The organism is Pseudomonas sp. DCA-1 (genome assembly GCF_046523955.1).
GTDB classification, from domain to species: Bacteria; Pseudomonadota; Gammaproteobacteria; order Pseudomonadales; family Pseudomonadaceae; genus Aquipseudomonas; species Aquipseudomonas putida_Y.
Genome location: NZ_CP169881.1, coordinates 4,909,409 through 4,922,185, shown reverse-complemented (window position 1 = coordinate 4,922,185; position 12,777 = coordinate 4,909,409). Strand labels below are relative to the sequence as shown.

General features: G+C 62.9%; 11 protein-coding genes and 1 pseudogene. 5 read left to right on the top strand and 7 right to left on the bottom strand.

Annotated elements, in window-relative coordinates; genetic code table 11:
- Positions 1–50 precede the first annotated feature (50 nt).
- From ACE4QZ_RS23220 to ACE4QZ_RS23210, 3 genes and pseudogenes are all read right to left on the bottom strand, one after another.
- Entirely contained in the window at positions 51–755 is a 705-nt protein-coding gene (locus tag ACE4QZ_RS23220; RefSeq protein WP_410480465.1) for a methyl-accepting chemotaxis protein, read from the bottom strand.
- A gap of 198 nt (positions 756–953) precedes the next feature.
- Positions 954–1,835, bottom strand: a pseudogene (locus ACE4QZ_RS23215) (methyl-accepting chemotaxis protein); the annotation flags it as partial.
- 307 nt (positions 1,836–2,142) lie between these two features.
- Entirely contained in the window at positions 2,143–3,033 is an 891-nt protein-coding gene (locus ACE4QZ_RS23210) for a neutral zinc metallopeptidase (RefSeq protein ID WP_021784303.1), read from the bottom strand.
- 200 nt (positions 3,034–3,233) lie between these two features.
- Between ACE4QZ_RS23210 and pcaH the strand changes: the two genes are divergently transcribed.
- Together pcaH and pcaG are read left to right on the top strand one after the other, a co-directional pair.
- The gene (gene pcaH / locus ACE4QZ_RS23205; protein WP_009682255.1) at positions 3,234–3,953 is read left to right on the top strand and encodes a protocatechuate 3,4-dioxygenase subunit beta; all 720 of its coding nucleotides are present in this window, start codon (positions 3,234–3,236) and stop codon (positions 3,951–3,953) included.
- Positions 3,954–3,963: 10 nt separating this feature from the next.
- Positions 3,964–4,569 carry a protocatechuate 3,4-dioxygenase subunit alpha gene (gene pcaG / locus ACE4QZ_RS23200; protein ID WP_103443768.1) on the top strand — a complete coding sequence of 202 codons (606 nt, stop codon included), beginning with the start codon at positions 3,964–3,966 and terminating at the stop codon, positions 4,567–4,569.
- 137 nt (positions 4,570–4,706) lie between these two features.
- On the opposite strand, the gene trmA is transcribed toward pcaG, so the two are convergent.
- The 3 genes from trmA to ACE4QZ_RS23185 form a co-directional block, all read right to left on the bottom strand.
- Positions 4,707–5,792, bottom strand: coding sequence for a tRNA (uridine(54)-C5)-methyltransferase TrmA (trmA, locus tag ACE4QZ_RS23195; protein WP_410480197.1), 1,086 nt, complete (start codon positions 5,790–5,792; stop codon positions 4,707–4,709).
- Entirely contained in the window at positions 5,789–7,084 is a 1,296-nt protein-coding gene (locus ACE4QZ_RS23190) for an NCS2 family permease (RefSeq protein WP_003251606.1), read from the bottom strand. Before ACE4QZ_RS23190 ends, trmA begins: the two co-directional genes overlap by 4 nt.
- Before the next feature lie 227 nt (positions 7,085–7,311).
- Positions 7,312–8,532, bottom strand: a complete 1,221-nt coding sequence (locus tag ACE4QZ_RS23185) for an MFS transporter (RefSeq protein ID WP_275966985.1) — start codon at positions 8,530–8,532, stop codon at positions 7,312–7,314.
- A 344-nt stretch (positions 8,533–8,876) separates the two neighbouring features.
- Here ACE4QZ_RS23185 and ACE4QZ_RS23180 point away from each other — a divergent pair, with 344 nt between their 5' ends.
- Genes ACE4QZ_RS23180 through ACE4QZ_RS23170 form a run of 3 tightly spaced genes read left to right on the top strand, consistent with a single transcriptional unit; the run spans position 8,877 to position 11,489 of the window.
- Complete coding sequence (locus ACE4QZ_RS23180; RefSeq protein WP_021784299.1) at positions 8,877–10,313, top strand: cytochrome ubiquinol oxidase subunit I; 1,437 nt, start codon at positions 8,877–8,879, stop codon at positions 10,311–10,313.
- 3 nt (positions 10,314–10,316) lie between these two features.
- Positions 10,317–11,324 (top strand): cytochrome d ubiquinol oxidase subunit II, encoded by a 1,008-nt coding sequence (cydB, locus tag ACE4QZ_RS23175; RefSeq protein ID WP_003251612.1) that lies wholly within the window; start codon positions 10,317–10,319, stop codon positions 11,322–11,324.
- 9 nt (positions 11,325–11,333) lie between these two features.
- A complete protein-coding gene (locus ACE4QZ_RS23170) occupies positions 11,334–11,489 on the top strand; it encodes a DUF2474 domain-containing protein (protein WP_016713451.1) in 156 nt (51 codons plus the stop codon).
- Positions 11,490–11,574: 85 nt separating this feature from the next.
- Here ACE4QZ_RS23170 and ACE4QZ_RS23165 read toward each other — a convergent pair whose 3' ends face one another.
- Positions 11,575–12,699, bottom strand: a complete 1,125-nt coding sequence (locus ACE4QZ_RS23165) for a methyltransferase (RefSeq protein ID WP_021784297.1) — start codon at positions 12,697–12,699, stop codon at positions 11,575–11,577.
- Between the last annotated feature and the right edge of the window lie 78 nt (positions 12,700–12,777).

Here is a 12,777-nt window from a genome sequence, read left to right as displayed (position 1 = left end):
CCCCTGCTACATCTGTAGGGGCGGGTTTACCCGCGAATCCAGGCGGTCGGTCAGACGCGGAACTGGCTGACCAATGTCTGCAACTGCCCACCCAACCGCGCCAGCTCCACACTCGACGCTGCCGTCTCGTCACTGGCTGCCGCGGTTTGCTCTGACACATCGCGCACATTCAGGATGCTTCGGCTGATCTCTTCAGCCACCGCACTCTGCTGCTCTGCCGCCGCAGCAATCTGCTGGTTCATCGACTGGATGCTCGATACCGTACTGGTAATGTTCTCCAGCGATGACCCGGCCTTGCGCGCCAGTTCGACGCTGCTGTCGGTCAGGGTACGGCTGCCCTCCATGGCACTCGCCACTTGCTGGGTACCGTGCTGCAGGCCGGCAATCAGCTCTTCGATCTCTTCGGTAGACTTTTGCGTGCGCTGGGCCAAGCCGCGCACTTCGTCGGCAACCACGGCAAAGCCACGGCCTGCCTCGCCGGCGCGTGCCGCCTCGATCGCCGCGTTGAGCGCCAGCAGGTTGGTCTGTTCGGCCACCGACTTGATCACGTCCATCACGCTACCAATCTTCTGGCTTTCCTGCTGCAGCAGGTTCATCGCCTCGGTAGAGCGGTGCATGTCTTCGGCCAGGCGTTCGATCTGGCCAATCGCTTCGCCTACCACGCGGTCGCCGGCCCGAGCTTCGTCATCTGCACCGGTGGCTGCATGTGAGGCCTGCTCGGCATTGCGCGCCACTTCCTGTACGGTGGCGGCCATTTCGTGCATGGCGGTGGCCACCTGGTCGGTCTCGACCTTCTGACTGTTGGCGCCCGCGCTGGTCTGTTCGGTGACTGCCGACAGCTCTTCGGCGGCGCTGGCGATCTGGGTGACGCCATCGCGGATGCCGCTGATCAGCTCGCGCAGGGTGGTGCCCATGCGCGCGATGCCTTGCTGCAGCACACCCAGTTCGTCGCGGCGGGTGACGCGCATGTGCTGGGTAAGGTCGCCGCTGGCGATCTTTTCCACGGCCGCCAGGGTGTCTTGCAAGGGGCGAGTGATCTGGCGGGTGATCAGTACCGCCGCCAGCACGCCGACCAGCAGCGCCAGCAGTGTGGCAATGGCCTGCAGGCTACGGGCCTGGGTACTCTCGATGTCACGGCGCTCTAGCTGGATCTGGTACAGCGCGTCGCTGCGCTTGACGATGTCGGCGCCCTGCACGGTCATTTCGGCGCGCGAGGTGGTGATGTTGGCAACCGCGTCGCGGAACTGGCGTACCGCGTCACGATAGGCCAGTACCGCGTTTTCGAACTGCTGCAGGCGCGCGTCTTCGCTGGGCAGCTGGCGCTTGAGGTTGTCGGTATCGGCCAGTGCTGCATCCAGCTGGCGCAGCGCGGCCTGTTCGTTGGCGCTGCTGTTTTCGGCGATGTAACCACGCACATCAATACGCACCTGCAGCAGTTGCTGGCGGGCCTTGCTGATCAGTTGGTACTGGGCCAGGCGCACGCTGTCAGCCTCGGGGCGAGCCATCACTTCCTGGCTGAGCGCATCCATGGCCTGGTCGGCGAGGATGGCCGATTTGTCCATGGAAACGCGCGCCGCGCGGGTGGCGTCGTAGCCCTGGCGCATCTTGTTCAGCGACAGCTTGTAGGCGCTGATGGTTTCGCCCAGCTCACCCAGCAGCTTGACATTCTCCGGGCTTTTGAAAGTGGTGGCCAGGTAGGCCTGCTGCTTGCTGAATGCGTCCAGCTTGGCCAGGGTGTTGGCGGCGGCGGTATCGTCGCCGTTGGCAATCATGTACTGCAGGCGCGCAATGCGCAGATTGGTGAGGTCCTTGTTCAACTGGCCGATGTCGCCCATCCAGTTGCTGCGGTCGATCAGGCTGCCCAGGCTGGTCCAGCCGGTGAGGGCCAGCAGGCCGGTGAGGACCAGCACCAGGCCAAAGCCCAGGCCGAGTTTAAGATTGACGCTGATGTTGGCGAACCAGCTGTTCATGCACGCTCTCCAGAAGTTGATTTCGCTCTCTTGATCTTCGATCGCCAGGCGTTATTGTTCTGGATGCCCGCTGATTCGTGCAGGTGTTATCGGCAATGATTGAGGAAGCTGAAACGCTTTTTCAGCAAAAACATCAGCACGCGCTTTCACTCGTTCGCTGTTGGACCGGGTATCAGAGGGTGCGCGCGCTGAAGGTATCGCAGCGGTTCACTTCACCTTCGGCAAACCCGGTCTTGAACCAGCGCACCCGCTGCGCCGAGGTGCCGTGGGTGAACGAGTCCGGCACCACGCGCCCGCGGCTTTGCTGCTGCAGGCGGTCGTCGCCAATGGCATTGGCCGCATTCAGCGCTTCCTCGACATCGCCTGGCTCCAGCCAGTTCAGGCGTTTCTGCGCCTGATAGGCCCATACGCCGGCCAGGCAGTCGGCCTGCAACTCCTGGCGCACCAACAGGCCGTTGTCGCCCTCCATGCGCTGGCCGGCGCGTCGTGCGGCATCGACCTTGGCCGAAACCCCCAGCAGTGTCTGCACATGGTGGCCGATTTCGTGGGCGATCACGTAGGCCTGGGCGAAGTCGCCAGCTGCAGCGAAGCGGGTTTCCATTTCGCGGAAGAACGACATGTCCAGATACACCCGCTGGTCCGCGGGGCAATAGAACGGCCCGACCGCTGCCGAGGCAAAACCACAGGCCGAGTTGACCTGGCCGCTGAACAGCACCAGTTTGGGGTCGCGGTATTGCTTGCCGGCTTCGGCAAAGAGCGCTTTCCAGGTGTCCTCAGTGTCGCCCAGCACAGAGGCAACGAACTCGGCTTGCTGGTCGTTTGCCGGTGGCGCCTTGCCGCCCGCACCACTGGGCGCCGACTGCTGTTGTTGCTGCTCCATCTGGCCGGCAAGCTGGCCAAGAATCTGCAACGGGTCCTGCCCGGTGAGCCAGCCGATACCGACGATCAGCAGGATCGCCCCGAGGCCCAGCCCCTTGCCGCCGCCGAAACGCATGCCGCCGCCACCACCTTCGCCTCGGGCATCGACCACGTTGTCGCTGCGTCGGCCTTTTCGCCATTCCATGAATGCTCTCCCGAGCGTGAAACAAGAAGACAAAGATTAGTTCACGAAGGCGGTACGTGTCAGGCTGAGGTGTTGATACATAACCATTTGGTTATGGATCAGGTGGTCGATTTCAGTATTCATCACGTACCGCCTGCCGGAAACTGCAAGTCCGCCTGCCACGCCCAGGCGTTCTCACAATTCCAAGAGAGGAAACCGGCATGCCCGCCCAGGACAACAGCCGCTTCGTGATCCGTGATCGCAACTGGCACCCTAAAGCCCTTACGCCTGACTACAAGACGTCCGTTGCCCGCTCGCCGCGCCAGGCACTGGTCAGCATTCCGCAGTCGATCAGCGAAACCACTGGTCCAGACTTTTCCCACCTGGGCTTCGGCGCCCACGACCATGATCTGCTGCTGAATTTCAATAACGGCGGCCTGCCAATCGGCGAGCGCATCATCGTCGCCGGCCGTGTCGTCGACCAGTACGGCAAGCCTGTGCCGAACACCTTGGTGGAGATGTGGCAAGCCAACGCCGGCGGCCGCTATCGCCACAAGAACGACCGCTACCTGGCGCCACTGGACCCGAACTTCGGTGGTGTTGGCCGATGCCTGACCGACCGCGACGGCTACTACAGCTTCCGCACCATCAAGCCGGGCCCGTACCCATGGCGCAACGGCCCGAACGATTGGCGCCCGGCGCATATCCACTTCGCCATCAGTGGCCCGTCGATCGCTACCAAGCTGATTACTCAGTTGTATTTCGAGGGTGACCCGCTGATCCCGATGTGCCCGATCGTCAAGTCGATCGCCAACCCGCAAGCCGTGCAGCAGTTGATCGCCAAGCTCGACATGAGCAACGCCAACCCGATGGACTGCCTGGCCTACCGCTTCGACATCGTGCTGCGCGGCCAGCGCAAGACCCACTTCGAAAACTGCTGAGGACCCCGCCATGCCAATCGAACTGCTGCCGGAAACCCCTTCGCAGACTGCCGGCCCTTACGTGCACATCGGCCTGGCCCTGGAAGCCGCCGGCAATCCGACCCGCGACCAGGAAATCTGGAACTGCCTGGCCAAGCCGGACGCCCCGGGCGAGCACATTCTGCTGATCGGCCACGTATATGACGGGAACGGCCACCTTGTGCGCGATTCGTTCCTGGAAGTGTGGCAGGCCGACGCCAACGGTGAGTACCAGGATGCCTACAACCTGGAAAACGCCTTCAACAGTTTTGGCCGCACGGCTACCACTTTCGATGCCGGTGAGTGGACGCTGTACACGGTCAAGCCGGGTGTGGTGAACAACGCTGCTGGCGTGCCGATGGCACCGCACATCAACATCAGCCTGTTTGCCCGTGGCATCAACATCCACCTGCACACGCGCCTGTATTTCGATGATGAGGCCCAGGCCAACGCCAAGTGCCCGGTGCTCAACCTGATCGAGCAGCCGCAGCGGCGAGAAACCTTGATTGCCAAGCGTTGTGAAGTGGATGGGAAGACGGCATATCGCTTCGATATCCGCATTCAGGGGGAAGGGGAGACAGTCTTCTTCGACTTCTGAGGTGAAGCTTGGGGCCGCTCTGCGGCCCATTCGCGGGCAAGCCCGCTCCTACAACGATCTGCGTACACCGACGCCGATCAATGTGGGAGCGGGCTTGCCCGCGAATGGGCTGCAAAGCAGCCCCGGCAATACAACGATCAGCGCCGAACCAGCAGAACCCCGCTTTCCATATGGTGGGTATACGGGAACTGGTCAAACAAAGCACAGCGCTCGATACGGTGGGTGTCCTGCAACTGGGCAATGTTCGCTGCCAGTGTTTCCGGGTTGCACGAGATGTACAGGATGCGTTCGAAACGACGGGTCAGCTCGCAGGTATCTGGGTCCATCCCCGCACGCGGAGGGTCGACGAACACTGTACCGAACTGATAACTCTTCAGGTCGATGCCTTCCAGGCGCCGGAACGGCCGCACCTCATTCAGTGCCTGGGTCAGTTCCTCTGCCGACAAACGTACCAGCCGCACGTTATCCACAGCGTTCTCGTCGAGGTTGCTCAGTGCGGCATTGACCGATGTCTTGCTGATTTCGGTGGCCAGCACCTGGCGTACACGCGTGGCCAGCGGCAGGGTGAAGTTGCCGTTGCCGCAATACAGCTCCAGCAAGTCATCCTCACGCTCGCCAATGGCCTCGAAGGCCCAGCTGAGCATCTTCTGGTTCACTGCGCCGTTGGGCTGGGTGAACGCACCCTCCGGCTGGCGGTAACTGAACACGCGGCCAGCCACATCGAGTTTTTCCACCGCGTAGTCACGGCCGATTACCAGGCGCTTGCCCTTGGAACGGCCAATGACGCTCACGCCCAGCGCGTCAGCCAGTTGCCGGGCTTCCACTTCCCAGGCCTCGTCCAGCGGGCGGTGATAGCACATCGTGATCATTGCATCGCCAGCCAGGGTGGTGAGGAACTCTACCTGGAACAGGCGATTGCCCAGTTCTTCGCTGGCCTGCCAGGCGGCTTTCAGGCGTGGCATCAATGCATTGATGCGCTGGCTGGCAATGGGGAAATCGTCGATCAGGATTGCCTTGTGCTTCTCGCCCGGGGCGAACATGGCGTAATGGCGCTGGCCATCCTCGCGCCACAGGCGGAACTCGGCGCGCAGGCGGTAATGCTCGCGCGGTGAGTCGAAAACAGTCGGCTCCGGCGCGCCGAACGGCGCCAGCAGCTCGCGCAGCCGGGCCACTTTGGCATCCAGCTGGGGCGCGTAGGAGGAGGGGTCGAAAGCAGCACTCATGCGTTGAACCAGCCTAGCTTGATGACGAACAGGATGGAAAGGATCACCAGGGCCGGGTTCAGGTCGCGACGGCGGCCGGAAATCAGTTTGACGGCGGTCCAGGCGATGAAGCCGAAGGCGATACCATTGGCGATCGAGTAGGTCAGCGGCATGGCCAGGGCGGTCACGACAACCGGCGCGGCTTCGGTCACGTCGTCCCAGTTTATTTCTGCCAGGCCCGAGGCCATCAGCACGGCGACGAACAGCAGCGCCGGGGCCGTGGCGAAGGCCGGTACGCTACCGGCCAGCGGGGCGAAGAACAGCGCCAGCAGGAACAGCACGGCAACCACGATGGCAGTCAGGCCGGTACGGCCACCGGCGCTCACACCCGCAGCAGATTCGATGTAGCTGGTGGTGGTCGAGGTGCCCAGCAGGGAGCCGGCCATGGCGGCGGTGCTGTCGGCGATCAGGGCGCGGCCCATCTTCGGCATGTGGCCGTCCTTGCCCATCAGGCCGGCGCGCTTGGCCACGGCGATCAGGGTGCCGGAGTTGTCGAACAGGTCGACGAACAGGAACGCGAAGATCACGCTGATCAGGCCCACATCGAGGGCACCGGCGATGTCCAGCTGCAGGAAGGTGGGTGCCAGCGAAGGTGGCATCGACACGATCCCGCCGAACGGCGTGACGCCCATGGCGATCGACGCGACGGTGACGGCCAGGATGCCGATCAATACCGCGCCGCGCACCTTCAGCGACTCAAGGCCGACGATCAGGAAGAAGCCCAGCGTGGCGAGAATCACCGAGGGCTGCTTGAGGTCGCCCATGCCCACCAAAGTGGCTGGGTTATCGACGACGATGCCAGCGTTATGCAGGGCGATCAGTGCCAGGAACAGGCCGATACCGGCGGCAATCGCCGAACGCAGCGGCAGCGGAATGCTGTTCACGATCCACTCGCGAATGCGGAAGATCGACAGCAGGAAGAACATCACCGCAGACAGGAACACGGCACCCAGCGCCACCTGCCAGGTGTGGCCCATGTGCAGCACCACGGTGTAGGTGAAGAACGCGTTCAGGCCCATGCCCGGTGCCAGGGCGATCGGGTAGTTGGCAATCAGGCCCATGGTGGCGGAGCCGATGGCCGCTGCCAGGCAGGTGGCGACGAAGATCGCGCCCTTGTCCATGCCGGTCTCGCCGAGGATGCTCGGGTTGACGAACAGGATGTAGGCCATGGCCAGGAAGGTGGTGACGCCCGCGAGAATCTCGGTGCGCACGTTGGTGTTGTGTGCTCTTAGTTGAAACAGCCTTTCCAGCATGCCCGCTCCCCAAGGCGCCCCCGGCGCCATGAATGTATCGACCCCATCAGCAAAGCACAGACCGTACCGGATGCCGTGGTTTTGTGTGGGGAGGAAAAAAGCCGCGCATCATACCAGCATGCATGGCGGGGGCCTATGGCCGTTGGGGAATGGGTTTTTCTTGCTCTTCGCGGGTAAGGTCCCCTGTAGGCGGGGCATGCCCGCGAAAAGGCTGGCACAGGTAACGATCACCCGCTATGCAACCGATCCCGCTTGGCCAGGGTAGGGAACAGTTTTATCCACACCCCGGTCACCACCAAGGTGCCCACCCCGCCCAGCACCACCGCCGGCACTGTACCAAACCAGTGCGCGGTCACCCCCGATTCGAACTCGCCGAGCTGGTTCGAGGCACCGATGAACAAGCCGTTCACTGCGCTCACCCGCCCACGCATTTCATCCGGTGTCTCCAGCTGTACGAACGAACTGCGAATGACCATGCTGATCATGTCTGCCGCACCCAGTACCACCAGTACTGCCAGCGAGAACCAGAAGGAGGTCGACAGGCCGAAGGCGATGGTCGCCACGCCGAACACGCCGACCGCAGTGAACATCGTCCGCCCGACGTTGCGCTGGAACGGGAAGCGCGCCAGCCAGAGTGACATCAGCAACGCACCCACCGCTGGCGCCGAGCGCAACAGGCCAAGGCCCATCGGGCCGGTCAGCAGGATGTCCTTGGCAAATACCGGCAGCAACGCGGTGGCCCCACCCAGCAATACTGCGAACAGGTCGAGCGAGATGGCGCCGAGGATGTCGGGCCGGCTGCGAATGAAGCGGATGCCAGCCAGCAGCGATTCGATGCTGGCGCGCCCGCGCTGGGCGACCTGGCCACGCGCCTGCAGGCTCAGGGTCAGCACGCAGGCAATGGCGTACAGGGCCACCGTCGGGCCATACACCCACATGCTGCCAAAGGCATACAGGAAACCGCCCACCGCCGGCGCCACGATGGTCGCCGACTGGGTGGCCGAGGCCGACGCCGCCACTGCCCGCGGGAACAGCCCGGCCGGTACCACATTGGGCAACAGCGCCTGGGTTGCCGGCATTTCGAATGAGCGGCTGGCGCCGAGCAGGAAGGCCAGGGCAAAGATCAGTTCGCGGGTGACGTTGTCGGTGGCACTGCCCAGCGCCAGCGCCAGGGCAATCAGGCCCTGAAGGCTCTGGCACACGGCGGCGACCTTGCGCCTGTCATAGCGGTCGGCGACATGGCCGGTGTGCAACATGAACAGCACCCGTGGGGCGAACTCGACCAGGCCGACAAGGCCCAGGTCCAGTACGTTGCCGGTCAATTGGTAGAGGTGCCAGCCGATGGCCACGGTGAGCATCTGGAAGCCGCTGGCGGTGAACACGCGGGCCAGCCAGAAGGCCAGAAAAGGACGATGGTGACGCAACAACTGCGGTGCGGAATCGGACATCGGAAACCAGGGGCCTCGGCGCAGTAGAGGGGGGGCGCAGCGTATCATCTGTTTGTAACAAACAGTTACTGTTTGCACGGCGCGGCACTTTTCTATTGTTAATCAAAGAGGGTGAGGCAACAGGTCACGCGGCAATCCACCACACGGCCCACCGGGCCATTCGGGACTATGCTTCCTAGCATTCATTGATCTGGGTCAATCGTTCCAGATCAATGAAATGGCCGTCTGGCCGGAATCCCTGCGATCGAACAGAACAATTCCAACACGCCGTACTCGACCCAGTGGGGGCAGTGGGCGACTGGGGCCACAAGCCCGGACGCCGGATTATCTGAAGAGGAAGCACCATGTTCGGAATAGAGGCCTTAGAGCTCGCCCGAATGCAGTTTGCCTTTACCGTATCGTTCCACATCCTGTTCCCGGCCATCACCATTGGCCTGGCGAGCTACCTGGCAGTCCTTGAAGGCCTCTGGCTGCGGACCCACAACCAGGTCTACCGTGACCTCTATCACTTCTGGTCGAAGATCTTCGCCGTCAACTTCGGCATGGGCGTCGTCTCCGGCCTGGTCATGGCTTACCAGTTCGGCACCAACTGGAGCCGCTTCTCCGACTTTGCCGGCGCCGTCACCGGCCCGCTGCTCACCTATGAAGTACTGACTGCGTTCTTCCTCGAGGCCGGCTTCCTGGGCGTCATGCTGTTTGGCTGGAATCGCGTCGGCCGTGGCCTGCACTTCTTCTCCACAGTCATGGTTGCGCTCGGTACATTGGTATCGACCTTCTGGATTCTTGCCTCGAACAGCTGGATGCAAACCCCGCAAGGTCACGAGATCATCGATGGTCGGGTGGTGCCGGTGGACTGGTTTGCGGTGGTGTTCAACCCCTCCTTCCCCTACCGCCTGATGCACATGGCCACTGCTGCGTTCGTTTCCACCGCGTTCTTCGTCGGTGCCTCGGCGGCCTGGCACCTGCTGCGCGGGCGTGACAACCCGGCCGTTCGCAAGATGCTGTCGATGGCCATGTGGATGGCACTGATCGTCGCCCCGATTCAGGCAGTGATCGGCGATTTCCACGGCCTCAATACACTCAAGCACCAGCCGGTAAAAATTGCCGCGATCGAAGGCCATTGGGAGAACGTGCCCGGTGAGCCGACTCCACTGATCCTGTTCGGCATTCCCGATATGAAGGCTGAGACTACCCGGTTCAAGATCGAGATCCCGGCGCTCGGCAGCCTGATCCTGACCCACAGCCTGGACAAGCAGGTGCCGGCGATGAAGGAGTTTCCGCCCGAGGACCGGCCTAACTCGACCATCGTATTCTGGTCGTTCCGGATCATGGTCGGGCTTGGTTTCCTGATGATCTTCGTCGGCCTGTGGAGCCTGTGGTTGCGCAAACGCGGCACGCTGTACAGTTCGCGACCGTTCTTGTATGTGGCGCTGTGGATGGGCCCATCCGGGCTGGTCGCGCTACTGGCCGGTTGGTTCACCACCGAAATTGGCCGCCAGCCCTGGGTGGTGTACGGCCTGATGCGCACGGCGGACGGTGTTTCCAACCACAGTTACGCCCAGCTCGGCTTCACCCTTGTGGCGTTCGTGGTGGTGTACTTCGCCCTGTTTGGCACCGGCCTTGGCTACATGATGCGCCTGGTGCGCAAAGGGCCGCAGACCGGCGAGGGTGACGAGCACACACCGGGAGGCCCAGGCCAGAAACGCACGCCGGCACGGCCTTTGTCCGCCGCCGATGATGGCCGCGAGGCCACCTCTGCCAGCCTGAACGAGGGGAACTGAACCATGGGTATCGACCTTCCACTGATCTGGGCCGTGATCATCATCTTCGGCGTCATGATGTACGTGGTGATGGACGGATTCGACCTGGGGATCGGCATGCTCTTCCCCTTCGTCAAGGGCGAGCAGGACCGTGATGTCATGATGAACACTGTCGCGCCGGTATGGGATGGCAACGAAACCTGGTTGATCCTGGGCGGTGCCGGACTGTTCGGGGCCTTCCCGATGGCCTATGCCGTGGTCCTTGAGGCCCTGTACCTGCCCCTGATCCTGATGCTGATCGGCCTGATTTTCCGAGGCGTGGCCTTCGAGTTCCGCTTCAAGGCCAAGGCCGACAAGCGGCACATCTGGGACAAGGCTTTCATCTGGGGTTCGCTGATCGCCACCTTCTTCCAGGGCGTGGCGCTTGGCGCGTTCCTGGAGGGCTTCAAGGTGGTCGACCGGCATTTTGCCGGTGGCACCCTGGACTGGCTGACACCGTTCAGCCTGTTCTGCGGGCTGGGGTTGATCGTGGCCTACACCCTGCTGGGTTGTACCTGGCTGATCATGAAGACCGAAGGGCCGCTGCAACAGAAGATGCACGATATGGCCCGGCCGCTGGCGCTGGTGCTGCTGGTGGTGATCGGTATCGTCAGTCTGTGGACGCCAATCGCCTACCCGCAGATTGCCGACCGCTGGTTCAGCATGCCCAATCTGATCTGGTTCATGCCGGTACCGCTGCTGGTGCTGGTGACGTTCTACGGGTTGCTCAAAGCGGTGGCGCGCAACGCGCACTACACGCCGTTCCTGCTCACTCTGGTATTGATCTTCCTTGGCTACAGCGGCTTGGGAATCAGCCTGTGGCCTAACATCATCCCGCCGTCGATCTCGATCTGGGATGCCGCAGCGCCACCGCAAAGCCAGGGCTTCATGCTGGTGGGTACCCTGTTCATCCTGCCGTTTATCCTCATGTATACCTTCTGGAGCTACTACGTGTTCCGCGGCAAGGTGACCCACGAAGACGGCTATCACTAGGAGGGCCGCATGATGACTGGCAAGCATGGCTTGGAAGAAAAGAAACCGCTGTGGCAGCGACTGGGTTGGCTGTTGCTGATCTGGGCGATGAGCGTGGCAGCGCTGGGTGTGGCGGCCTGGGTGATGCGGCTGTTCATGGGGGCGGCGGGATTGACCACACATTGATAAAGAGCGGCAGCGGGCTTGCCCGCGAAGCAGGCAACGCGCTAGATGGCACCGGCGTTGCCGGTGTTCGCGGGCAAGCCCGCTCCTACTTGCGGGCTTTCAGGATTACGAACTTGGGCGTAGCCGCCACCTGCTCAACGCCGCGGAACAACCGCGCCAGCTTGCTGTGATAGCCCAGGTGCCGGTTACCCACGATATACAGCGCCCCGCCTACCACCAGCGCTTCACGCGCCTGCTGGAACATGCGCCAGGCCAGGAAATCACCGACCACCTGCTGTTGGTGGAACGGCGGGTTGCACAGCACCACGTCCAGCGACTGTTTCTCCAGCCCGGCCAGGCCATCGGCCGCGACGAAGGTCGCCGGGCGCTCGCCCAACGCGGACTGCCAGTTCTCCTGTGCTGATTGCACCGCCATGTACGACTCGTCGACCAGGGTGTACTCGGCGTCCGGGTTGGCCAGGGCGCTGGCAATCGCGAGTACGCCATTGCCGCAGCCCAGGTCAGCCACCCGTGCACGGCCAAGGTCGCGTGGCAGATGAGGGAGGAATGCCCGGGTACCAATATCCAGGCCTTCACGGCAGAACACGTTGGCGTGGTTGACCAATTCCAGTGCCGGCACGTCGAGGCGGTAGCGGCTAGGGTAGGGGGACTTGGCGTGCGGCCGCTCGGCAACCGTTGCTGTCAGCAAGCGGGCCTTTTTCAGCGCCAGCGAAGCCTGTACGGGGCCGATGTACTTCTCCATCAGGTCGCCGGCCGCCCGTGGCAGGTGCTTGATCATCGCCCCGGCAATCACCTGCGCACCGGGGGCCAGCTGGCCTTGCAGGCGGATCAGTTGTTCTTCGAGCAGGGCCAGGGTCTTGGGTACACGCACCAGCACCCGGTCGAACGGGCCTTGCCAGTGTTGGCTGGCTGGTACGAACGGGACACTGTCGAATGGCAGGCCATTGCGCGCCAGGTTTTTTTCCAGGGCCAGGTGCCCCAGGTGCGAGTCACCGCTGCTGACCACCTGCAGCTGGCCCGCAAGGCTTGCGGCCAGGGCACCGAAGCTGTCATTGAGCACCAGTACCCGGCAATTGGCGTCAGGTGCCTGATCGTGTAACTGCGCAAGCAGGTACTCGTCGGCGGCATCGAAAGCCTGCAGCGGGTCGTTGGCCTGCTCCGGCTGGCGGATCAGGTCGAGTTCGGCGTAGGGGGTGGTCAACAGGGGCATGGCGTCTGGCTCGGGTACGAAACTGCCCGCTGCGGTTCGCGCCGGGCTTTGCCGGACGATTCTACAGGGCTTTGCCCA